This is a genomic window from Agrobacterium sp. rho-13.3, from assembly GCF_033957765.2.
Taxonomy (GTDB): Bacteria; Pseudomonadota; Alphaproteobacteria; order Rhizobiales; family Rhizobiaceae; genus Agrobacterium.
The window spans coordinates 1,606,913-1,629,850 of the sequence record NZ_CP192774.1 but is presented as its reverse complement, the minus strand read 5'-3'; the positions used below and the strand labels follow the sequence as shown (position 1 = coordinate 1,629,850).

Annotated in this window: 23 protein-coding genes and 1 tRNA gene; 15 read left to right on the top strand and 9 right to left on the bottom strand. The window is 57.1% G+C overall.

The window, feature by feature from the left end:
• Position 1: 1 nt before the first annotated feature.
• Positions 2-1,285 carry an SDR family oxidoreductase gene (locus RMR16_RS08205; protein ID WP_320200411.1) on the bottom strand — a complete coding sequence of 428 codons (1,284 nt, stop codon included), beginning with the start codon at positions 1,283-1,285 and terminating at the stop codon, positions 2-4.
• A 122-nt stretch (positions 1,286-1,407) separates the two neighbouring features.
• On the opposite strand from RMR16_RS08205, the gene RMR16_RS08200 reads away from it, so the two are divergent.
• Complete coding sequence (locus tag RMR16_RS08200) at positions 1,408-2,535, top strand: ATP-dependent DNA helicase (protein ID WP_320200410.1); 1,128 nt, start codon at positions 1,408-1,410, stop codon at positions 2,533-2,535.
• Between the two features lie 121 nt (positions 2,536-2,656).
• Here RMR16_RS08200 and RMR16_RS08195 read toward each other — a convergent pair whose 3' ends face one another.
• Positions 2,657-3,349 carry a MerR family transcriptional regulator gene (locus tag RMR16_RS08195; protein ID WP_320200409.1) on the bottom strand — a complete coding sequence of 231 codons (693 nt, stop codon included), beginning with the start codon at positions 3,347-3,349 and terminating at the stop codon, positions 2,657-2,659.
• Between the two features lie 306 nt (positions 3,350-3,655).
• Here RMR16_RS08195 and RMR16_RS08190 point away from each other — a divergent pair, with 306 nt between their 5' ends.
• Positions 3,656-4,411 (top strand): pyridoxine 5'-phosphate synthase, encoded by a 756-nt coding sequence (locus tag RMR16_RS08190; RefSeq protein ID WP_320200408.1) that lies wholly within the window; start codon positions 3,656-3,658, stop codon positions 4,409-4,411.
• 79 nt (positions 4,412-4,490) lie between these two features.
• Positions 4,491-5,756, top strand: a complete 1,266-nt coding sequence (locus tag RMR16_RS08185; RefSeq protein ID WP_320200407.1) for an NAD(P)/FAD-dependent oxidoreductase — start codon at positions 4,491-4,493, stop codon at positions 5,754-5,756.
• 194 nt (positions 5,757-5,950) lie between these two features.
• Here the strand turns inward: RMR16_RS08185 and RMR16_RS08180 are convergent, their stop codons facing one another.
• A complete protein-coding gene (locus tag RMR16_RS08180) occupies positions 5,951-6,838 on the bottom strand; it encodes an SDR family oxidoreductase (protein WP_320200406.1) in 888 nt (295 codons plus the stop codon).
• A gap of 114 nt (positions 6,839-6,952) precedes the next feature.
• Between RMR16_RS08180 and RMR16_RS08175 the strand changes: the two genes are divergently transcribed.
• The 5 genes from RMR16_RS08175 (at position 6,953) to RMR16_RS08155 (ending at position 10,053) form a co-directional block, all read left to right on the top strand.
• The gene (locus RMR16_RS08175) at positions 6,953-7,363 is read left to right on the top strand and encodes a winged helix-turn-helix transcriptional regulator (protein WP_320200405.1); all 411 of its coding nucleotides are present in this window, start codon (positions 6,953-6,955) and stop codon (positions 7,361-7,363) included.
• A 149-nt stretch (positions 7,364-7,512) separates the two neighbouring features.
• On the top strand, positions 7,513-8,166 hold the full coding sequence (locus RMR16_RS08170; RefSeq protein ID WP_320200404.1) for a TetR/AcrR family transcriptional regulator: 654 nt from the start codon (positions 7,513-7,515) through the stop codon (positions 8,164-8,166).
• 45 nt (positions 8,167-8,211) lie between these two features.
• Positions 8,212-9,231 carry a ketol-acid reductoisomerase gene (ilvC, locus tag RMR16_RS08165; protein WP_320200403.1) on the top strand — a complete coding sequence of 340 codons (1,020 nt, stop codon included), beginning with the start codon at positions 8,212-8,214 and terminating at the stop codon, positions 9,229-9,231.
• Positions 9,232-9,529: 298 nt separating this feature from the next.
• Positions 9,530-9,784: a type II toxin-antitoxin system Phd/YefM family antitoxin gene (locus tag RMR16_RS08160; protein ID WP_320200402.1), complete on the top strand. Its 255-nt coding sequence runs from the start codon at positions 9,530-9,532 to the stop codon at positions 9,782-9,784.
• Positions 9,781-10,053: a Txe/YoeB family addiction module toxin gene (locus tag RMR16_RS08155; RefSeq protein WP_320200401.1), complete on the top strand. Its 273-nt coding sequence runs from the start codon at positions 9,781-9,783 to the stop codon at positions 10,051-10,053. The genes RMR16_RS08160 and RMR16_RS08155 overlap by 4 nt, the downstream gene beginning before the upstream one ends.
• A gap of 2 nt (positions 10,054-10,055) precedes the next feature.
• On the opposite strand, the gene RMR16_RS08150 is transcribed toward RMR16_RS08155, so the two are convergent.
• On the bottom strand, positions 10,056-10,508 hold the full coding sequence (locus tag RMR16_RS08150) for an RbsD/FucU family protein (protein ID WP_320200400.1): 453 nt from the start codon (positions 10,506-10,508) through the stop codon (positions 10,056-10,058).
• Positions 10,509-10,749: 241 nt separating this feature from the next.
• Between RMR16_RS08150 and RMR16_RS08145 the strand changes: the two genes are divergently transcribed.
• From RMR16_RS08145 to RMR16_RS08120, 6 genes are all read left to right on the top strand, one after another.
• Positions 10,750-11,994 carry a PLP-dependent aminotransferase family protein gene (locus RMR16_RS08145; RefSeq protein WP_320200399.1) on the top strand — a complete coding sequence of 415 codons (1,245 nt, stop codon included), beginning with the start codon at positions 10,750-10,752 and terminating at the stop codon, positions 11,992-11,994.
• Between the two features lie 152 nt (positions 11,995-12,146).
• Positions 12,147-12,980, top strand: coding sequence for a PhzF family phenazine biosynthesis protein (locus RMR16_RS08140; protein WP_320200398.1), 834 nt, complete (start codon positions 12,147-12,149; stop codon positions 12,978-12,980).
• Between the two features lie 75 nt (positions 12,981-13,055).
• Complete coding sequence (locus RMR16_RS08135) at positions 13,056-14,039, top strand: ABC transporter substrate-binding protein (RefSeq protein WP_320200397.1); 984 nt, start codon at positions 13,056-13,058, stop codon at positions 14,037-14,039.
• A gap of 9 nt (positions 14,040-14,048) precedes the next feature.
• Positions 14,049-15,743: an ABC transporter permease gene (locus RMR16_RS08130; RefSeq protein ID WP_320200396.1), complete on the top strand. Its 1,695-nt coding sequence runs from the start codon at positions 14,049-14,051 to the stop codon at positions 15,741-15,743.
• The gene (locus RMR16_RS08125; protein ID WP_320200395.1) at positions 15,731-16,759 is read left to right on the top strand and encodes an ABC transporter ATP-binding protein; all 1,029 of its coding nucleotides are present in this window, start codon (positions 15,731-15,733) and stop codon (positions 16,757-16,759) included. The genes RMR16_RS08130 and RMR16_RS08125 overlap by 13 nt, the downstream gene beginning before the upstream one ends.
• Before the next feature lie 63 nt (positions 16,760-16,822).
• Positions 16,823-17,932: an endonuclease/exonuclease/phosphatase family protein gene (locus RMR16_RS08120; RefSeq protein ID WP_320200394.1), complete on the top strand. Its 1,110-nt coding sequence runs from the start codon at positions 16,823-16,825 to the stop codon at positions 17,930-17,932.
• A gap of 5 nt (positions 17,933-17,937) precedes the next feature.
• Here the strand turns inward: RMR16_RS08120 and RMR16_RS08115 are convergent, their stop codons facing one another.
• The 4 genes from RMR16_RS08115 to RMR16_RS08100 all read right to left on the bottom strand — a co-directional run bounded on the left by RMR16_RS08115 (position 17,938) and on the right by RMR16_RS08100 (position 21,333).
• Entirely contained in the window at positions 17,938-19,674 is a 1,737-nt protein-coding gene (locus RMR16_RS08115; protein ID WP_320200393.1) for a GGDEF domain-containing protein, read from the bottom strand.
• A gap of 169 nt (positions 19,675-19,843) precedes the next feature.
• A complete protein-coding gene (locus RMR16_RS08110) occupies positions 19,844-20,665 on the bottom strand; it encodes an alpha/beta fold hydrolase (RefSeq protein WP_320200392.1) in 822 nt (273 codons plus the stop codon).
• A 141-nt stretch (positions 20,666-20,806) separates the two neighbouring features.
• A tRNA-Thr gene (locus tag RMR16_RS08105) sits at positions 20,807-20,882 on the bottom strand.
• A gap of 97 nt (positions 20,883-20,979) precedes the next feature.
• Entirely contained in the window at positions 20,980-21,333 is a 354-nt protein-coding gene (locus tag RMR16_RS08100; RefSeq protein ID WP_320200391.1) for a nuclear transport factor 2 family protein, read from the bottom strand.
• A gap of 332 nt (positions 21,334-21,665) precedes the next feature.
• Here RMR16_RS08100 and RMR16_RS08095 point away from each other — a divergent pair, with 332 nt between their 5' ends.
• Positions 21,666-22,322, top strand: a complete 657-nt coding sequence (locus RMR16_RS08095) for a J domain-containing protein (RefSeq protein WP_320200390.1) — start codon at positions 21,666-21,668, stop codon at positions 22,320-22,322.
• On the opposite strand, the gene RMR16_RS08090 is transcribed toward RMR16_RS08095, so the two are convergent.
• Complete coding sequence (locus RMR16_RS08090; protein WP_320200593.1) at positions 22,323-22,901, bottom strand: DUF922 domain-containing Zn-dependent protease; 579 nt, start codon at positions 22,899-22,901, stop codon at positions 22,323-22,325.
• Between the last annotated feature and the right edge of the window lie 37 nt (positions 22,902-22,938).

Sequence of the window (22,938 nt, the reverse complement as noted above, 5' to 3'; positions counted from 1 at the left end):
CCTATCGTTCGTCAAATATCGCCATGGCGGCAAGCGTCAGGGCGATGGAGGGCAGGACTTTGACCAACGGCCCGAGAGGATCGAGCCATAATGCAGGCTCCAGCAAGGTTCCACCCGCGAGATACGCGAATGTCACGAGGAGCATTCCGACCATGGCTTCGCGTGCGTAAGGGCGCAGCAGAACTGCGGTTCCGAGCGCGATGTCAGCAATGCACGTCGCTACCGTCAAGACTGTTGCGGTACCTTCGGGCATGAATGGCAGGAAATGGCTTGCCGATCTGGCGATGTCGAAAAGCGGGATGATGCCGGACAAAAGCCAGAAGATGGACAGGCATACAATGATGACAGGTTTCAGCAAAAACAGCCGTGCAAACCACAAATCCTGAACGCCAGACGGATTATTCGAGAGCGTTTGTGCTGCGGTCTTGAACGCAAATCCATTGGCGTGGACAGCATTCGTCGTCACACCCTCAGACATCACGGCCATGGCGGTCGAGCGCAGAGGCGAGCGCCATCCAAGCTCTCCGGCCAGGTCCGCCAGCCAACTCACCGGCTTTGCCAGCCATGCGGGAAGCGAGATCGTTTTTGCGTCCGTAAGCCCCAGCCATTGCCGATGCAGCAAAACCAGTTCGCGCAACGTCAACATACTGCCTGCTGCCAGATGCAGATCGCTTCCGGGTGCAATTCGCCCACTGATGGCGTCGGAAACCAGCGCAGCCAAGTCCTCAAGCGCTACCGTTTGTACGGGGCTGTCGGCGTGAACAAGAAGCACGGCGCAGGGCATACTTGCCAGCGCCCTCAACAGTGCTGTCCCACCATGTGCGTTGCGCCCCATGACCAGCGCAGGGCGCAGAATGACAGAGGGCAGACCGCTTGCTGCGAGAGCCGCATCGGCCCGCTGTTTGGTGGCAAGGAAGGGTTTGTCCGATGCCGCGCCGGAGGTGCGGGCGGATATCTGCACGATGAGCTTGCGGCCGGCCTGCACGTTCGCCTGATAAAGCGCCAGCATCGCCTTTTCCTGCGTAGCAGAAAGATCGTCCGAAAGGCCGTCTTGAAGCGCACCGGCGCAATTGACGATGGCATCGTGGCGTTCCGCCAATTCTTGCCAGTCCTTCGCTTCCGTCATGCGGGCAAGGTCGGCGGTGATCCAATCTGCGGAGGGCAGTTTTCGTTTGGCCGCTGCCGTGTTGCGGCTCAGGCCGGTCACAGCATGGCCATCCGCGAGCAGCCTGCGGGTTATTTCAGAGCCGATAAAACCTGTCGCGCCAAGAATCAGAATCTTCATGCGTGTATTCTATTCAGGATTTCACGTCTGCGGCTATTGGCCATGCCGGATTGTCAGCGCCTTTATTCCTCTTTCGTTCTTTTTCAGTTGCGCTTTGCGTTCGAATCCTGCGAAGAGAACGCATGCAATTTTCTCCGCAACAGGATGAAGCCCTGAAGGCTGTTTCGCGCTGGCTGAAGGAAGGCCGGACGCCGGTTTTCCGGTTGTTTGGTTATGCCGGTACGGGCAAGACCACGCTGGCCAAACATTTCGCCGAGAATGTGGATGGCGAGGTGCTGTTTGCGGCCTTCACCGGCAAGGCGGCGCAGGTGTTGCGGTCGCGTGGGGCAAAGAACGCCCGCACGATCCATTCGCTGATTTATCGCCCCCGTGGCGAAGAGGCTGTCGAAGATGAGGAAACCGGCAAGACGTCCATCGCGCCGATGTTTACCATCAATCGCCAAAGTTCGCTTGCCAAGGCTGCCCTGATCATCATCGATGAATGTTCGATGGTGGATGAGCAGCTTGGCAAGGATTTGATGAGCTTCGGTACGCCTATTCTCGTGCTGGGTGATCCGGGGCAATTGCCGCCCGTCACCGGCGGCGGGTTCTTTACCGAGCAGGAACCGGATTACCTTCTGTCGGAAATCCACCGTCAGGCGAAGGACAATCCCATCATCCAGCTTGCCATGGATGTGCGGGAGGGCAAGGAAATCATGCGAGGCGATTATGGCACGGCGCAGGTCATTTCCAAGCATGAGGTGACGCAATCGCTGGTGCTGGATGCAGATCAGGTTCTGGTCGGCACCAACCGCACGCGCAAGCGCTACAATCAGCGCCTTCGCGAGTTGAAGGGCTTCGTTGCCGATTATCCGCAGTCCGGCGACAAGCTGGTCTGCCTTCGCAACGATCCCGCCAAGGGTCTTTTGAACGGTTCTTTGTGGCAGGTGATGAGTTCATCGCGTGAAACCGTCAAGCCCGGCATCAACCTGATGGTCCGCCCTGAAGACGACGATATGGATCGTGGTGCGGCCAAGATAAAGCTGCTCAAGGCGGCGTTCGAAGACACGGAAACCGAAATTCCCTGGCAGACGCGCAAGCGTTACGACGAGTTCGATTATGGCTATGCACTGACCGTGCACAAGGCTCAGGGTTCGCAGTGGAACAATGTGGTGTTGTTCGATGAGAGTTTTGCGTTCCGGGATTCACGCGAGCGTTGGCTGTATACGGCCATCACCCGCGCTGCCGAAACGCTGACGATCGTGCGCTGAAGTCCTGTTCGCGGCACGCGAAACAATAGTGACATCCGTCTGAACTCCCTCATTCCCGTGACGAGCACAGAAATGAGGAGGTGGGGCGTGTCATCATCTCGTATTACCGCTCGGAAACGGTTTAGGCGCTGATCACACCCATCAAGACCGCTTTAGCAACCGCCTGAAAGCGGTTGTTAACGCTGAATTTTTCCATAATTCTGGCCTCAAGTTTTTGCAGATCTTCGGGGGATATGTCGAGTGTTCGGGCCAGCCGGACAGGTGCGTACCCTTCGGCCATCAGCTCCAGACATTTGCGTTCCTGCGCGCTGAGCTGAACATCGGCTTCTTCCGTTTTCGCGCCAACGGGCTCGCGTTCGTTATCATCCGTGACAAGGATATCGCTGATCTGCTGTATCTGACGGCGAACCGTGGAGATTTCGGCTGCCAGTTCGCTTTTGCGGGCGCTCAGAACATTCCCGAACAGGGCATTCGCATCCGCCTGATTGGGAGCGGTTGCAAATTTGATCATGATTTCCTGAATGGCCGCGACTGGAATGCCGATCTCGCGGCAAAAATTGACCACTGCCATGCGGTGTACATCATCATGGGAATAGACGCGCATCAGGCCTGCGCGGCGCGAGGCGATGATGCCCTTTTCCTCATAGAAGTGAAGGGTGCGGTGCGTTACGCCAAACATGTTCGCCATCTCGGCAATCGCCACCGGTTCGGGTGGAACTTGCGAGGGCAGGGAAACGTCTGGAAGAAAACCTTTGCGCACATTCTTCGAAGCGTCCAGCTGTACGGACGTGTTCGGTTCGTCTGTATTTCGCATTGGTCTTTTCCTCCATCGTGCCTCGTTTCTGGCTCTGGCGGCTGTTAGCCGTTGTCCAGCAATTCCCCCCGCGAGACTTCGGCCATGCCTGTGTCGGTTACGATATCGACCCTGGAAATTACGCCAGATCGTGTCTCACAGCTCAATAGTCGCTACACATGATTGTCCCCAAGCCCAATAGGCGGTTCAATGCCAGCCACTCCGATTGGTTCCGAAACTTTTCAATTATTTTGTGCAAAACGCTTGCGAGAGGCGTCATAGTGGAGGAAACAAAACCTCCCAATATCGAACGCAGCGGTCCCCATCATGCCAGCCACACTGTCCGTCAATCTCAATGCCATCGCCATGCTTCGCAACCGCCGTGATTTGCCCTGGCCGGATGTGGCGGGTTTTGGCCGCATCGCGCTTCAGGCGGGGGCCAGCGGGCTGACGGTTCATCCGCGACCAGACCAGCGGCATATCCGCTTTTCGGATTTGCCGGTGTTGCGGGCCTTGATCGATGATGAGTTTCCGCAGGCCGAATTCAACATCGAAGGTTATCCCTCGGAGGACTTCCTGCTGCTGTGTGAAGAAGCGCAGCCGGAGCAGGTGACGCTGGTGCCGGATGACCCGTCACAGGCAACCTCCGACCACGGCTGGGATTTCCGCACGCATTCGACATTTCTGAAAGAAACCGTGGCGCGCCTCAAAGCTGGCGGAATGCGCGTGTCGCTGTTTGCCGATGGGGATGGCGATAAGGACGCGGTGCAGTTGGCGGCAGACACGCGCGCGGCGCGCATCGAGCTTTATACCGGCCCTTATGGCGGCTGTTATGACGACCCGGAACAGGCGAAAGCATGGCTCGACAAACTTGGCGCCACCGCCGATCACGCCAAGGCTTTGGGGCTTGAGGTCAATGCTGGCCATGATTTGACGGTGGCCAACCTGCCAGCTTTGGTGAAGCGCATTCCTTATCTGGCGGAAGTGTCCATCGGTCACGGCCTGACGGCGGATGCGATGGAATATGGGATGGCGGAAACGGTACGGCGTTTTTGCCGCGCCTGCGGTCAGTCGATTTCATAACTATCGTCAATTTTTGCCCCTATATTGACAACCGCGCACCCGTTGCGCGGTTTTTTGATTTGAAGAAGGGCAAATTTCTATGCAGGAACACCACGTTGTCGTCGTTGGGGGAGGCTTCGGCGGACTGCAAGTCGTTCATGGTTTAAAAGGCGTGCCGGTTCGCATTACGCTGATCGATCGCCGCAACCACCATCTGTTTCAACCATTGCTTTATCAGGTCGCAACCACAGCACTTGCCACCTCCGAAATCGCCTGGCCCATTCGCCATCTTTACCGCGACAGGCCTGAAGTCACCACGCTGCTGTCTGAAGTCGGCGGCATAGATCGGCAAAACCGCACGGTGGTTTTGAAGTCCGGTGAAACCGTTCCTTTTGATACGCTCGTTCTCGCTACCGGCGCTCGCCATGCCTATTTCGGCAATGATGCTTGGGAAAAGCACGCGCCGGGCCTCAAGACGCTGGAGGATGCCACCACCATCCGACGCCGCCTGCTGCTGGCTTTCGAGCGGGCGGAGCTTGCCAAAACGGAAGAGGAAAAGCAGGCGTTCCTCACCTTTGTCGTCATCGGCGCTGGCCCAACCGGCGTGGAAATGGCGGGCATGATTGCCGAACTGGCCCACAAGGTGCTGCCGCCCGAGTTCCGCAATGTCGATACGCGCACAGCGCGGGTTTTGCTGGTGGAGGCGGGGCCACGGGTTCTGCCCGCTTTCACTGAAGACCTGTCGGCTTACAGCAAATTGGCGCTGGAAGAGCTGGGTGTGGAGGTTCTGCTCGGCACGCCGGTGTCCTCCTGCACGGAAGAGGGCGTGACGATTGGAGATCACTTCATTCCGGCCTGCACCATCGTCTGGGCGGCTGGCGTTCAGGCCTCGCCCGCCGCGCAATGGTTGGGCATTCCGGCAGACAGGGCAGGGCGTGCAGAGGTTGGCCCGCAGCTTAATATTCACGACGATGCCGATATATTCGTCATTGGCGACACCGCTTCGGTGAAGCAGGCCGATGGCAAACCCGTGCCGGGTGTCGCACCCGCCGCCAAACAGCAGGGCTCCTATGTTGCCAGCATCATCAAGGCACGTCGTGCCGGACAATCAGCAACCGCGCCCTTCCGCTATCGCCACCAGGGCAACCTCGCCACGATAGGCAAACGCGCTGCCGTTGTCGATTTCGGCAGGATCAAGCTGAAAGGCGGTCTTGCCTGGTGGATCTGGGGTCTCGCCCACATCTACTTCCTCATCGGCACCCGCTCACGCCTCGCCGTGGCATGGAGCTGGCTGTGGATCTACCTCAGCGGCCAGCACAGCGCGCGGTTGATTACGCAGAAGGAAACGCTGAAGGACGAGGCTTAATCAGGTTAAAGGCCCGATACAGGTCTCTCCTTCGTCATGCTCGGGCTTGTCCCGAGCATCTGCACCGTCGAAATTTGGGCGACGTGATTAGATCCGCGGGACAAGCCCGAGGATGACGTCGCGTTTGGTGTGAGGGCGAGTACCAATTTCAAGATACAAGCGCTCACCCCATCTTACACTCGCTTGCCAACGTCTCAAGCCGAGAGCAACGCCGCCTTATGCGCCTTGAAAAACTCCGCAGACGTCTGTGGCTTTTCGCCCGTCAACGTCTCGTAGTCATTCGTCACAGCATCGAAATTCCCAGCTGCGATGTTCGCATCGGCAGAAGCCAGCATTTCCGCTACGAAGCCCGGAAGGCCAGCGCCTTCGATGCCCTTTTGCAAATCTGCGGGTGAGACCTGAATGACGGTCAGCGGCTTGCCGGCGGCGTCAGACACGATTGCGGCAATCTCATTTGCGTTCAAAGACTGCGGGCCGGTGACGGTGTAGGTCTTGTTTTCTGCCTTGCCCTTGGCAAGTGCGGCGGCAGCGGCGCGGGCGCAGTCATCGCGGGAGATGTTGGGAACCTTGCCTTCACCCATTGCCGTAAACCACTGGCCGCTTTGCAGGTTGTGCGGCATGGAGTGCAGGTAATTGTCGTTATACCATGCATTGCGGATGATGGTGTAGGGAAGGCCGCTGGCCTTCACGGCCTGCTCGGTGCCCAGATGGTCTGGTGCGAAGGTGACAAGGGACTTGTCCGGGTTCGGCATGGATGTGTAGGCGAGATGCGTCACGCCCGCCTTTTTAGCAGCCTCGACGGCGGCCTTGTGCTGCGTCAGGCGCTGGCCGGGAACGGCAAGCGCGTCCGTGGAGATGATGAGCACCGTGTCGATCCCCGCAAAAGCCTTGTCCAGCGAAGCGGCATCGTCAAAATCGGCAACGCGCAGTTCCACGCCCTTTGCGCCCAATGCGGCGAGCTTGGAGGTGTCGCGGCTGGCCGCCACGATGTCGGAGGCCGGAACGCTGTAGGTGTCCAGCAGGTGGCGGACAATGGCTTGTCCGAGCTGGCCGGAGGCGCCTGTCACGAGTGTCTTGCTCATCAGATGATTCCTTGTTTTGGTCGTCTCAAAAAGAGAGTAAGTCTAAAATAGGAATTGACTGGCAACTGTAAAGAAGGCATTTTTAACGCCCTACGTTACCAAAAGGGAACCACCATGAGCGCGACGATTTCCAGATTGAAGCCCGCCGCTTCTGTGAGCAAGTCGGTTGATTTCAGCAATCTGGACTTTGACAATTGCCCGGTGCGCGATCTGCTGAACCATATTGGTGGCAAGTGGTCGACATTGCTGATGCAGGCTCTGGCGGAAAAGCCCTACAGGTTTGGCGAGCTTCGCCGCATGGTGCCGGATATTTCCCAGCGCATGTTAACACAGACCCTGCGCGATCTTCAGCGGGACGGTTATATTCACCGCGAGGTTTTTCCCACCAAGCCGCCAAGCGTCGAATATAGCATGACGCCGCTGGGGCAGGCGCTTTACCGCCCTCTGCTGGAAGTCATCAACTGGGCGCTGGATAATCATGATGCAGTCAAAGAAGCGCGCCAACGTTTCGACGCAGAGGTATGATCTGCCAAGACGACCGAAGCACGCTCATGTTGCATTGCGTCAATTCGTGTTCATCCGTCAAAAAATTGCTTGACCCTTCTCATCTCTCCCCTTAAATAACGCTCGAACCGTACCGTACGGTACATTATTCTTCAGGTGGAGTGGACAAGGTGGGGACCGATCCGATCGTAGCGCAGGAATTTTCGCCGCGCCAGAACGCTGTTCTGGAGCAGGCTTTGCGTCTTCTGGTCGAGGGCGGAGAAAAAGCGCTGACGACCTCTGGTCTGGCACGCGCCGCCAACTGTTCCAAGGAAAGCCTCTATAAGTGGTTTGGTGATCGCGATGGCCTGCTGGCCGCGATGATCACCTTTCAGCAGAGCAAGGTTCGCACCTTCGAAAAAGCAGGGGACCGCGTTTCCGCGCCTCAGCTCACCGACCATCTCGAAGTTTTTGCACATGACCTGCTGGATGTTCTGGCGGGCGATGTTTCGCTGGCCCTGAACCGTCTGGCCATCGGGCAGGCCAGCCGTGATGGCTCCAAGCTTGGCAACCTGCTTCTGGAGCGTGGCCGCCGCCAGATCGACAAGCGGGCGCGTGGTTTGATTGAGGCGGGTCGCCGTTCAGGTTATCTGCGTTTCGATGATCTCGAAGACGCTTATCGCAGTTTTTACGGCCTGATCGTTTCCGATCTGCATGTTCGCATGTTGCTCGGTGAAGCGCAGGCAAAGGATTTCTCCGCGCGGGCGCGCAAGGCTGTGTCAGCCTTTTTGACGCTCTATGGCACGGAGAAGGTACATTCGGAAATCGGCGGAAAGGTCGCCTGAATTTCCGGTCTCAACAACAAGATACACCAAGGAAGGACTACCGAAATGCGCGTCTATTACGATCGTGATGCCGATCTCAATCTCATCAAGGCGAAGAATGTCGCCATCGTCGGTTACGGTTCTCAGGGTCGCGCACACGCGCTGAACCTGAAGGACAGCGGCGCAAAGAACCTCGTCATCGCGCTGAAGGCTGGCTCTCCGACCATCAAGAAGGCAGAAGCTGACGGCTTCGAAGTCAAGACTGTTGCAGACGCCGCAAAGTGGGCAGACCTGCTTATGATGGCAACACCTGACGAACTTCAGGCCGACATCTACAAGGCAGAAATTGCCGACAACATTCGTGATGGCGCAGCGATTGCTTTCGCACACGGCCTCAACGTTCACTTCGGCCTCATCGAGCCAAAGGCGTCGCTCGACGTCGTCATGATCGCACCAAAGGGCCCAGGCCACACGGTTCGCGGCGAATACCAGAAGGGCGGCGGCGTTCCTTGCCTCGTTGCCGTTCACCAGAACGCTTCCGGCAACGCGCTTGAAGTTGCTCTGTCCTACGCTTGCGGCGTTGGCGGCGGTCGTTCGGGCATCATCGAAACCAACTTCCGTGAAGAGTGCGAAACCGACCTCTTCGGCGAACAGGTCGTTCTGTGCGGCGGTCTCGTCGAGCTGATCCGCGCCGGTTTCGAAACGCTGACCGAAGCTGGTTACGCACCAGAAATGGCCTATTTCGAGTGCCTGCACGAAGTGAAGCTCATCGTAGACCTGATCTACGAAGGCGGCATCGCAAACATGAACTACTCCATCTCCAACACAGCCGAGTGGGGCGAATACGTCACCGGTCCTCGCATCATCACTGCCGAAACAAAGGCTGAAATGAAGCGCGTTCTGACCGACATCCAGACCGGCAAGTTCACATCGGACTGGATGCAGGAATACCGCGCCGGCGGCGCACGCTTCAAGGGCATCCGCCGCTTGAACGACACCCACCAGATCGAAGAAGTCGGCGCAAAGCTGCGCGGCATGATGCCTTGGATCGGCAAGAACAAGCTGGTCGACAAGGCTGTCAACTAAGCTTCATTGCTTTAATTGAATTGAGAAAGGCCGGTGCGAAAGCTCCGGCCTTTTTTGTTTCTGATCCGGTCCTCAAGTCTTTCTTCCGTCATGCCGGGCTTGACCCGGCATCCAGCAGGGCTGGGTCTGCGGCGCGAAAGAGTCTTTTGCGATCAAGGACTTGATCGCACTGGACCCCGGATCAGGTCCGGGGTGACGGAGAGCGAGAGTTGAGGTTCATTTATAAGCATCCTCATTATATTGTTTCAGGCCATTGACCGTGTTATATGTGTACAGAAATATGTACATGGAGGTGCACATGGCAAACGTCCGGTTCACAGAATTCCGCCAGAATTTCGCGACCCATTTCGACAGCGTTCTGGAATCGCGTGCGCCGTTACTCGTGACAAGACAGGGGAAAGAAGCTGTCGTTGTTATTGCGGAAGGTGAATATGAGAGCATGCAGGAGACGTTGCATCTGCTTTCCAACCCCGCCAACGCAGAACGTTTGCGTGAGAGTGTAGATCAGCTTCGCAAAGGTGACGTTGTCGAGCGGGATCCAACCGAAGAATGAAGCTCGTTTGGACCGTAAACGCTTGGGACGATTATGAGTTCTGGCAGCAAACCGACCTTAGAATGGTCGAAAAGATCAATGAAATCATCAGAACCGCAAAGAGAACCCCCTTCGCTGGCTTAGGAAAGCCAGAGCCGTTGAAGGGGGATTTGACGGGTTATTGGTCGCGAAGAATTACGGGTGAACACCGCTTTGTTTACCGGGTATCCGGTTCTGGCAATGAACAACGGCTGGAAATTATCCAGTGCCGTTTTCATTATCAGAAATAGCCTTAAGTCCCCGGCGCAATCACACCCTTGGTCAAAATAAAGCACCCATAAAACCGTGTTTCGCCGGTCGTAATCACGCAATAGGCGTCTTTGGCCTGCTCATAAAACGCAAAGCGCTCAATGCCATACATCGGGGCGGATTTGCCTTCTGCGGCGTCGATTTCTTTTTGAACTTCCGCCTGCACGGGTTCGATCTGGTCTGGTGCGCCCATGACTTCCATGCGGCCCACGGAGGGCTGCAAAGGCGTGTCGAGCGGCAAAACGGAGAGGATGGCTTTCATGGCGCGGGCGGCGGAGATGTTTTCCATGCGCAGAACCTGACCCACGACGGTTTGTTGCGCCACGCTGTCGGATGGGAAGTTGGTGTCCGTTACCACCAGCGTATCGCCGTGGCCCATGGCGCGCAGCGCGTGCAACACATCGGCATTCAAAGCCGGGTCGATGTTCTTGAGCATTTTTTCCTCCTCCATGCGTCAAATCAGTTGGTCAGCAATCCAGCCGGAAAACGTCTCCACGTCAATCCATCGTGAAGCCGATTGTAGACTCTTGGTCGAAGATGTATTGCCTATGCGGCATTTGGGAGAACGCGCAAAAAACCCACAAAAACCGTACCGAAAATCGATAAGTCAGCATTGCTGACCTATCAGTATTCCGATACATCTATGCGCAGAAGAACAGACAAGAGGAAACGAACCCATGCTGGATTGGGAACAAATTTTCGCCACGCGCTCCTCGCGCATGAAGGCATCTGAAATTCGTGAATTGCTGAAGCTCTTGGAGCAGCCGGATATCATTTCGTTTGCAGGCGGTATTCCCGACCCTGCGCTGTTTCCGGATCAGGAATTCAAGCAGGCGTACGCGGATATTTTCTCCGGTCCGCAGGTGAACTCTGCCCTGCAATATTCCGTCAGCGAAGGTTACAAGCCGCTGCGCGAATGGATCGTGCAGGACATGGCGAAAATAGGCATCGACTGCTCGGTCGATAACGTGTTCATCACGTCGGGTTCGCAGCAGGCGCTGGATTATCTTGGCAAGCTGTTCCTGTCGCCAAAAGACACGGCGCTGGTGACATGGCCGACCTATCTCGGCGCGCTTTCGGCCTTCAATGCCTACGAGCCGAATTACGATCAGCTGAACCCCAATGGCAACCGCACGCCGCAGACCTACCGCGACACTGCGGCCAAGGCCGGGGGTGCCGTCAAGTTCGCCTATCTGTCCGCAGACTTCTCCAACCCGACGGGCGAGACGGTTGATCTTGCTGGACGTGGAAGAGTGCTGGAACTGGCCGATGAGATGGATATCGCCGTCATCGAAGATGGCGCGTACCAGAACCTGCGTTTTGATGGCGAACCTGTCACGCCTATTCTGGCGCTGGATATCGCCCGCAGCGGCGGGATCGAAAAGACCCGCACCATCTATTCCGGCAGCTTCTCCAAGACGCTGGCGCCTGGTCTGCGTGTTGGCTTTGTCGTTGCGGCCATGCCGGTCATTCGCAAGCTGGTGTTGATGAAGCAGGCTGCCGATCTGCATTCCTCGACCATCAACCAGATGGCCATCGAGCATGTCGCGTCGCGTGGTTTCGACAAGCAGGTCGCCAAGATCAAGGCTGCTTACAGCGCACGCCGTGATGCGATGCTGGGGGCACTCGATAAGTATATGCCGAAGTCGGCCCGCTGGGTGCGTCCCGAAGGCGGCATGTTCATCTGGATTACCCTGCCTGAAGGTCTTGATGGTGCGGAATTGCTGGCGAAATCTCTGGCAACGGAGCGCGTGGCGTTTGTTCCCGGCAAGGCCTTCTTTGCGGATGGCTCCGGCAGCAATACCTTGCGCATCAGCTTCTCCTGCGCCAACGAACAGATGATCGATGAAGGCATCAAACGCCTCGGCCGTTTGATTGCCAGTGCAGATACGGCAACCAAAGAAACGGTGCCGCTGGTATAAGCGGCAGCTCCAATAACCAACGTTTCCGTCATCCTCGGGCTTGTCCCGAGGATCTGCGACGTTGCAATTTTGGAGACGTGATTAGATCCTAGGGACAAGCCCTAGGATGACGATAGTTTCGCGTTTCATGATCTTCACGAAAAGGTTTTCCTATGCCCATCCAACACGCCTTTCAGCAGGTCGACGTCTTTTCCGCGCATCCGCTCAAAGGCAACCCGCTGGCCGTGGTGTGCGATGCAGATGATCTGTCGGATGAGCAGATGGCGACCTTTGCAAACTGGACGAACCTCAGCGAAACGACATTTCTGCTAAAGCCGACATCGCCGCAGGCCGACTATCGCGTGCGGATTTTTACGCCCACCGGCGAGCTTCCTTTCGCGGGCCACCCCACGCTCGGCACATGCCACGTCTGGCTTTCCCGCCACGGCAAACCCGGCCAGAGCGAAGTGGTGCAGGAGTGCGCGGCGGGGCTGATCAAGGTCAGAGTGTCGGATGGAAAGCTGGCTTTCGCCGCACCGCCCTTGCGCAAATCCGGCCCGGTGGATGCTAAAGCCGTTGCGCAAGTCGCCGCCGCTTTTGACCTGTCGCCCAGTGTCATCGTCGACGCGAACTGGACGGATAACGGTCCCGGCTGGCTGTCTGTGTTGCTGAAAACGAGGGCGGATGTCTTGAATATCAGGCCAGATTACGCCGTGCTCAAAGACTTGAAGGTCGGCGTTGTCGCGCCATGCGGTAGCGACGATGATGTCGATGCAGATTTCGAGGTCAGAGCCTTTTTTGAAAGTGTCGAAGACCCCGTCACCGGCAGCCTGAATGCAGGGATCGCCCAATGGCTGATCGGTGCCGGTATTGCGCCAGCCAGCTATGTCGCAAGCCAGGGCACGGTCCTTGGACGGGCAGGGCGCGTCAGCGTCGATAAGATCGGTGACGACATCTGGATCGGCGGGGCGGTCACGACCTTGATCGAAGGCACCGTTACCCTCTGATAAAATCCTTCCTGTCACATCCATGTTATGCATGTGTGCTTTAGCGGTCCCACCTAACAACAGGGACCGGATTTCATGAAAACGCTTCTTTCCGCCTTCACGGCCATTGTTTCTCTCGGCGTTCTGATCGGCAGCGCCCAAGCCGCCGATCTGGTGCTGTACACCAGCCAGCCGAATGAAGATGCACAGGCCACTGTCGATGGCTTTAAGGCCGCCAATCCCGGCGTTGATGTCGAGTGGGTTCGCGACGGTACGCCGAAGATCATGGCGAAGTTGATGGCCGAAATTGAAGCGGGCAACCCCGTTGCCGACGTGCTGCTGATTGCCGACACCGTGACGCTGGAACGCATGAAGCAGGCAAAACAGCTCCTGGCCTACAAGTCGCCGGAAGCCGTTCACTACGATGCCACGCTGTATGATGCAGATGGGTATTATTACTCCACCAAGCTCATCACGACAGGCATCATGTACAACACGCAGGCCGCGATGAAACCGACCAGCTGGAAAGACCTTGAAAAGCCGGAAGCCAAGGGCCTCGTGTCCATGCCAAGCCCGCTGACATCAGGTGCAGCCCTCATTCACGCACAGACGCTGGCTGGCGCAAGCGGCCTCGGCTGGGATTATTACAAGGCGCTGAAGAACAACGGCGCAATCGCCGCTGGTGGCAATGGTGCCGTGCTGAAGGCCGTCGCTTCCGGTGAAAAGGCTTACGGCGTGGTGGTGGATTACATGCCAATCCGCGAAAAGGCCAAGGGCGCTCCGGTTGAATTCGTGTTCCCGGAAGAGGGCGTTTCTGCCGTCACCGAGCCGGTCGGCATTCTGGCCCACACCAAACATGCAGACGCTGCAAAGAAGTTTGTCGATTACGTTCTGTCCACCAAGGGACAGGAAGGTTTCGCCAAGCTCGGTTACATTCCAGCCCGCAACGATGTTGCTCTGCCAGAGGGTTTCCCGGCACGTGACAAGATCAAGGTGCTGTCCATCAATCCGACAGAAGCACTGAAGAACTCCGAGACGGACCTGAAAACCTTCTCCGATATCTTCGGCTCCAAGGGCTGATCCGCATTCATGCGAACACGTAAACTTACCGGAAACAGCCAGCCGCGCTGGCTGTTTCCTTTTGTCGTCTCGGTGGTCTTCATGCTCAGCGCTCTGCCGCTGGGCCGGCTGGCCTATACGGGCATCATCTCCGCACTGCGCGGTGATGTGTGGGTGTTGCTGGGTGATCCTGCGCTCTGGCAGGCGGCTTTCAACACGCTGTCCACCTCGTTTCTGGGCATGGTGATTTCCCTGATCATCGGTGCCGGTTTTGCGCTGGCGCTGACGCTTTGCGATATCCGCGGCAAATTGATCCTCAGTTTCCTGTTCATGCTGCCGATGATGATCCCGCCGCAGGTTACGGCGCTGTCATGGATCGGCATGACCGGGCCATCCAGCACGCTTTTGAAAGCCATCGGCCTTGCGCCCGCCATGGGGTCGCCGCAACCGCTTTATTCCATCGGTGGCATCGCTTTGCTTCTCGGTGTGCAGCACGCGCCGTTGGTGTACTTGTCGCTGCGGGCCGGGCTGTTGGCCTTGCCGCAAGATGGTATCGAGGCCGCGAAACTGTCCGGCGCATCCTCTTGGCGAGTGCTGAAAGACATCATTCTGCCGCTTGCCATGCCGGGCCTGATTGCCGGTGCGGCGATCGCTTTCGTGTCGGGTGTCGGCAATTTCGGCATTCCGGCCATTCTGGGCATTCCAGCCTCCATCTTTACCCTGCCAACGCTGATTTATAACCGCTTTGCCAGTTTTGGCAGCAGCACCTTCGGCGATATCGCCATGCTGTCCGGCATGATTGCCATCATCTCCGTCATCGGCCTTGCCATACAGGAGCGGGCGTTGAAGGGCCGCGATTACCGCATCATCGGCCTGTCCGGCAAAGCCGCAACCTTCCGTTTGGGCAGATGGCGCGGGCTGGCGGAGCTTGCACTGTGGCTTGGCATTTTCATCATGCTGGTGGCACCGCTGACGGCACTTGTTGCCAGTTCGCTGGCCCCGGCCTATGGCGTTCCGCTCAGCCTCAAAACCGCGACGGTGCACGCCTATCAGGAAATCCTGTTCCGGCAGACCGTCACGCGCACCGCCTTCACCAACTCCCTGTTCCTCGCCACGGCCACGGCGTTGTGCCTTTTGTTTTTAACCGTACTGACGGCCTATTTCCTCGTGCGTGGCAAAAGCCGCTTCATGTTCCTGCTGTCGGCGCTGGTGGACATTCCCTATGCGCTGCCGGGCGTGGTGATTTCCGTGTGTTATGTGCTGCTGTTTGCCGCGCCCATCCCGCTGCTTGGGGTCACGCTGTACGGCACTTTGTGGATCATCCTGCTTGCCTATTTCTCGTCCTTCTTCGCGGTCAGCCTCAAGCCGATGGTCAGCGCGTTTATGCAGTTCGATCCAGCGCTGGAAGAGGCGGCGCGGCTGGCCGGGGCCGGTTTCTGGCGGCGCATGAAAGACATCATCCTGCCGCTCGTCGGGCCTGCGGCGGGGGCGTCGGTCATTCTCGTCTTCCTCATTGCCTGCAACGAGTTGACGGTGTCTGCGCTACTCTGGTCCGCAGGAACCCAGACGCTGGGCGTGGTGATTTATAATCTTGATGATAGCGGTAGTTTCGATCTGGCCTCAGCCCTTTCCGTTCTGGTGGTGTTGATGGTGATCGTTCTCATGCTGCTTCTGGAACTGCTCGGCAGAAAATTGCCGAAAGGAGTTGTGCCGTGGCGAAACTGATCCTCAACCGCCTGTCCAAGAGTTTTGGCACTGGCAAACCGGCCGTGGATGATGTGTCCCTGACGGTGCGTGACGGCGGGTTTCTGGCGCTTCTCGGCCCTTCCGGCTGCGGCAAGACCACGATTTTGCGTATGATCGCCGGTTTCGAACAGCCAACGGATGGCGCCATTCTGCTGGGCGAAAGGGTCTTGGCAGATGCCGGAAACATGGTACCGCCGGAACGCCGCAATATGGCCATGGTGTTCCAGTCCTACGCGCTCTGGCCGCATATGACGGTTGCCGATAATGCTGGTTATCCCCTCAAAGTCCGCGGCATTTCCGGCGAACGTTACCGCCGCAAAGTCGCCGATGCGCTGGCCACCGTGCGGCTGGAAAACTATGCCGATCGGCGTCCATCTGAATTGTCTGGGGGACAGCGGCAGCGCGTGGCGCTGGCCCGTTGCCTCGTCACTGAGCCGGATGTCGTGCTTCTGGATGAACCCCTTGCCAATCTTGATCGTCACTTGCGGCAGGAAATGGAAGAAACGTTCCGCGAGTTCCACGCCACATCAGGCGCAACGATGGTTTATGTCACGCATGATCAGGCCGAAGCCATGGCTCTCGCCACCGATGTCGCCGTCATGTCGCAAGGCAAGGTGTTGCAAATGGCAGCTCCCGCCGAACTTTATGCCAGACCGGAAGGCAAGCTGGTCGGCTCACTGGTGGGGCAGGGCACAATCCTGTCGCTGACCTTGCCGGAAAGCGCTCCACGCGCCCTGGATTGGGCCACGCTAAGCCCCGCCTTCTCAGCGCGAGAGGGTGTATCACCGCGTAGTGATATTCTCGTTCGTCCGCAGGACGTCATCGCCGATGCTCAGGGCATAGGCTGCCGCGTCACAAACGTCCTCTATGAAGGTGAACGTTATGCCTTGCGTCTGACATTGCCGGATGGGCAGGTGCTGCGCGCCTATTCCCGCGAACCCGCCGCCATCGGCTCCACATTCCCGGTCGTCATTCGCTCCGCATGGCGGTTATGAAGCTTGCCTTGGCAAGTTGCTCGCGAAATGGATAGTCTGACGGTTATCAACCGGGAATGATTCATGTCGCTGCGGCTTGCCACGTTCAATATCGAAAATCTTCTGACACGTTTCGACTATACCGGTTTTCGCAACCAGACGCGGCGCGACCGTGCCATGCAGTTGTTTGATGTGCGCGATGAGGCGACCTATCAGGCGCTGGAAAGTGCGCGCATGTTGGCCTCCACCGATGACACGCGCCAGCTTTCCGCCCTTGCCATTGCAGATGCCGATGCGGACATTCTCTGCCTTCAGGAAATCGATAACATGGCCGCCCTCCAGGCCTTCGAATACGGTTATCTGTTCCGCATGGTCGGCAATGGTTATCGGCAGAAATATCTGGTCGAGGGCAATGACGGACGGGGCATCGATGTTGCCGTCATCATGCGTGAGGAAACGCTGGATGGTGAGAAGATCGAACTTGTCGATATCAAAAGCCATGCGGCCCTGACCTATCGCGATTTTGGTCTGTTCAGCGAAGAACTGGCCCTGACGAACCGCATCGATGACAAGATTTTCAAACGGGATTGCCTTGAGCTTGATCTGCGCATCGGTGGAAAACCGTTTTCGCTTTATGTCACCCATCTGAAGTCCATGACCAATGCCCGCGAACAGGGCGATGCGCGGTTGTCCACAATGCCGGTGCGGCGCGCCGAGGTCAGTGCCATTCGCCGCATCATCGAAAATCGCTTCGGGCCGGACGGTTCACGATCCACGAACTTTGCCATTTGTGGTGACATGAATGATTATCAGGAGCGGGTGGTGATTTCCGGCAACCGGCGCACCGGCTACAGCTTTACGCCAGCGGCGGAAGAACACAGCGCGCTTGATCTTTTCAGCCGTGATGGTTTTGCCGTGAACCCGGTGCTGCGCCGCGACGTGATGGACCGCTGGACATTGTACCACTCCCGCGGCCCGCAGGAACAGCATCTGTGCCAGCTGGATTACATCTGGCTTTCCCAGCATCTGGCCGAAACCAACGCGCAGCGCGTGCCTGAAATCGTCCGTGCCGGCCAGCCGTACCGCACCCTCTTTCCGCCGGGGCAGGAGGTGGAGAGATACCCGCGCACCGGCTGGGACCGGCCCAAGGCGTCAGACCATTGCCCGGTGGTGATGACGCTGGATCTGTCTTGACGGCGTCAACAGGCCGTTTGCAGAGTACCGGCTGAGACACGGTTTCGACCGGCGCGTTTTGCCTCGTAAAGCCGTTCATCTGCGATGACCATCAGGTCTTTCCAGCTGAGTGTGCTATTTGCGTCTCGCCAGGCAACACCGAAGCTTGCGGTCACGGACAGGTCGTCAGCCTCATCCATCGAAGCGGCCTCAATTTCGTAACGCAGACGCTCGGCGCTTTGCGTCGACATGTTTTGCGTCACGTCTTGGAGTAAGATCACAAATTCCTCGCCGCCGTAGCGCGCAAGAATATCGGTATCGCGGAGATTTTTGCTCAATACGTCCGCTATGGTCTTCAGCACGCTGTCGCCGACAGTATGGCCATAGTGATCATTGATCGATTTGAAATGATCGACATCGACGATCATAACGCCGATACCCTTGCTTGCCGTGCGCGTTTCCGTGAAAATATAGCCCGCGACCTCTTCCAGCGCGCGGCGATTGAATGTGCCGGTGAGTGGGTCGGTGCGGGAGAGTTTCCACAGTTGCTCGGCCATCTCCTCGCGTTCCCGTTCAAGCGTTTGTTTGCTGCGCAATTGCTCTTTCAGGAATTCCAGCCCGTGAAACATCTGTTCCATCTCCCGCGCCATGTCGGGTGTGTGCTGTGTGTCGGTCAGGTCTCCATGCGCAATTGCGACGATCTGCCGTCGGGCACTGAGCATCGGCAGAAGCAATGTCTTGCGATAAATGAAGACCAGTATTGCCATCGCGGTGATCGCGATCAGGGTCAAAGCGACCGACATGATCGCCGTCATAACGGCCTGGCTCTTTTCGCTCAGCGTCTTGTTGTGCACCGACTGAACAAGAAGGTCGCGCAACGTCGACGTCGACGTCATGCCGTCCACGTATCTCTGCGAAAACTCCTCGGCATCCGTAGAATGTTCTCCGGGTCGCTGGTTGATCACCGCCTGTGCGTATGGCAACGCCGTATCGAAATACATCCGTTCCACATCGGCAATGGCCTGTTCAACGTCAGGCGATTGCATGTAGGAGGCCGAGTAGGTTTTCAGCAATGTCCTGATGGACATGACGCGCTGCAACTCATTTTCAAACGTGGCGCGGTATTTTGCTCTCGTCAATTCATCTGTGCCGATGCTGATGACCACGTAGGAACCAAGTCTGCCAATTCTGTCGCGCATCGTGCCAGCTGCACCGACAATGACGATATCCAAACCGATGACCGGCGCATTTTTGACGACAGTTTGCCCAACCGCGTCTCGCAAGCGTTGGCCACCATCCGCAGCGTCGAACATGGCGCGAATGGCAACAGACAGCGTGAAGCCCGTACGATCCTTCTCGGGAAGGCTTGCAACCCTGTCCACCATCCCGCGCGCATAGGCGATTTGTGCTTTCACATCCTTGAAGGCGTCCGTCAAAGCGGGCGTTTTTTCAATGTCTGCCGCCAGAACGCGGCGCAATTTTTCAAGGTTATCGTCGGTTTCGTGCCGCGCTTGCACGAGTGCCTTTGTCAGCGCCTCGGCGTCGTCGGTGCGTCCCATAATGGTGTTGGACGGCCCTCGCTCAGCCGAAATCGACCACAGCGCTTTTAACGCCGTATCATATCTGGCGAATTCCTCGGTGCTGGACCGGTATTTCAGATAATTGCTGACACTGGGAAATATTATGAGACTGGCGAGCAACAAACAACTCGTCGCGATAACCGTTGCCGCCGTGAGTTGCATCTGCTGAATACTGAGCCGCATGCGTAGTCTCGTCCACTGATCTCAAGATTGATTAGTCTAAGGACGTCAAATCTAAATGACGAATACATAATATTGTGTAGTCATTTTATGAAATAATCATTTTTTTAGAATGAAGAGCGCTCGCCCTGGATTTTGCCCAGGGCGTTGCGCGCAAGCGTCTTCACCCCGTTCAGGCATTCATCGGATGACGTTTCAGGAAGTCGGTCACGGCGTCGCGAAACAGCGGGTGAGACGTGGCATTGCCATGTGTCGCACCTTCGATTTCGACATGCTCGATGCGTGGAATGGCGTGCTTCAGTTTGCGCATATCGGCCGCCTGCCAATCCAGCGAACCGATGATGCCAAGCGTCGGCACGTTGCCGCGCTCGATACTTGCCGCCATCTCATCCACGGTCACGGCGTGGTCTGGCATGGAGCGTTTGATGGCGGACAGCGACAGCGCATCCTTGCCCTTCATCCGTTCGCGGGAAATTTGAGCCACTTCCTCCGGGCCGGGCTTGGGAGAACCCGTCCACATGCGCAACAGATGTTTGGTCATGCCGCCTTCCGCCATTTCATCCGCTTCATCGGACATGGCCTGAATTTCTTCTGGTGTCAGGTTCCAGCGGCCCACGCCACCACCCAACGTCAATGTCGCCATGCGCTCCGGCGCAATCGTCAGCGTCTGGGCTGCAATATGCGCGCCGAGCGAATAGGCCAGAATATGAGCACGCTCCAGCTTCAAGTGATCCATCAACCGCAGAGCATCCAGCGCCATTTCCCGCCCATAGTCTTCACGGCGATGCAGGCTCTGGCTGTTGCCATGACCACGATTATCCAGCGCGATAACACGAAACTCCGCCGGCAACGACTGCAAAACGCCATCATCGCCCCACTGAACAGCGGTGCTGGAGGTATAGCCATGCGTCAAAATAACCGGCTCACCTTCACCCGCTTCACCATATGCCAAGCGCGCATTGCCAGACTGAAAAAACTGATTTGTCGTAATCATCAAAGACTATCCGTTGTGATGGAGGATGGTGTGTGATTTTGAAGCGAAGCCCCCAGAGCGAGGTCGCAGTTCCCCAAAGCTGAAAAACCTTTTGCGGGTAAAACAGAATAACGAAGCGTTATCAATGTGGAGAAAGAAAACTGGTGCCCCCGACAAGGTTCGAACTCGTGACCCCCTGATTACAAATCAGGTGCTCTACCAACTGAGCTACAAGGGCATTCCAGTGAGGGTGGAATTACCAGATTCTTTTTCGGTGTAAAGTGAAAACTGCATTGGACCTCTAAAAAAGTTTGTTTTTTTGCGCAGGCGGCTTTCTAGCCCTGAAGGCAATAGAGCTTGTGGATGATGGTCCAGTTTTTGTCGCGCTCCAGCAGGGAGAGATATTCGGAAAAATCCATACCGGCGAAATGGGTGGTGAGTTTTACCGAGGCGGAATCGCCGACTTTGTCTATGCCGAGGATTTTGAAATCCGGGTTCTGGCCCTGCAAGCCCTGATCTGCCGAGCGGATCTGGTGGATGAAATCCTCCAGCGAGAGCCATTCGGTGGCGCCCTCATAATTGCCGACGATGCTGGCGCGGGGATCGAACACATCCCGCAACAGGCTGGCATCGGCATAGGTCATGGCCTGCACATAATCTGACACTGTTTGGCTAATCGTTTCGGACATCGTTCTGACCCTCCCTCCAGACGTAGTTTCTAAAATACACGGCTTTCCACGTCTGCGCCATAACCCGTTGAAAGTAGGCCATAAGCTGATCTCGTCGGGCATTTTAAACCGGCTGTGAGAGGTGTGGAGAAATGTTGACGTTTTTATTTTCGATGCGGCTTTCCACAATTATGTCATGCAGCGATCCCGCATCGCCATGCGCTGGACAAATTTGCGGGTAATGGCGTATCGGCAAGTGGCGGTGGCGGGGTGTGCGTGTTGTTTTACGTTCAAAACCGCGAGACAGGGGTGCCTTGCGGGTTGAAAGTTGGGTATGATCCCCTTGCTGTCACATGGGCTTTGGCCTGCGTCGGCTGTTTTTCGAGAATGCGAGTACAGGTGTTTCGGTGATCGATCCTTATGTTTTGCTGGGTGTTGAGCGGGATGCCAATGAGGCGACGATCAAGTCTGCCTATCGCAAGGTGGCCAAGAGCGCCCACCCGGATAGCGGCGGCGATGCGGACCAGTTTGCCAAGCTGCAACTGGCCTATGATCTGTTGAAAGACCCCGTGCGCCGCAAGGTGTTTGATGACACCGGTTATGATCCGCAACTGGCGGATGCCAAGGATTTGCGCGGTTTGCTGATGCTGGAAACTTTGGTCAACGAGTTCATTCTGGATGAGCGCGAACCCGGCAGTTTCGACCCCGTGGCAGCGATGCGCCGCAAGCTGACCGACGATATTCTCAAGAGCCGTTTCCACATTCTGGAGCTGGAGCGCCACCGCGCCCGCGTGCGCAAACACATGGACCGCCTTGGCCGCAAGCCGGAGACGGATGTGCTGGGCTCCATGCTGCGGGCCCGCAGCCAGTCGATTGCCGATGCCATTCGCAATGCGGAAGGCCAGATCGAGATCATCGAACAGGCCTATACGATGCTTGAGGGTTATTCCTACGAGCTGGAGATTGCGATCTTGACCGAGCCTTTGCTGAAGGGCGAGGCGGCGGAATAATCAAATGCCGTTGACAAGATTAAGAATAAGCTGATGCACCGCCCCTCCATTTGACAGCTCCTGCCTGTCGAAATCGCGTCCGCGCTGGCGTTGCTCGTTGGAAAGTTCTCCCAGCCGCTGTTGCAGGACGACGCGGACCTTTTGGCATTGCGGATCGTTTTCGGCGCGCAGTCCGGTGCTATAGGCTTCGATCTTTTTCACCATGTCGAGAATATGCTCGCCATGCACACGCTCGTGTTTTTCCACACCGGAGATGAAGCGCTGCCAGCTTGCCGCGACATCTGTCGGCAGCTTTGCCGGCGCTTTTGGCCATGTGTAGATGATGGTGAGGTTGGGCCGGGCGGTTGCCAGCACACAAGCGCCATCCGGCTGGGGACGATAATCCCGCCGCCAGGTGAGCTTGAAGGTGGTGTGAGCCACGGCCTGAACGCCCGCCTGCGGGCCGCGCTCGCCGATGGAGCGGTAAAGCTCTATGCCTGACGTGCCGGATATGGCGTAGGTCTTGATCTGCTCTGCGGGTTTCCAGCCGCCCGTTTGAACCTGAGCCTGGGCGTTGGCTGGAGCGGTGAGCGCGATGATAACGCTGGCAATGAAAGCAGGCTTATGGAATCGAGGC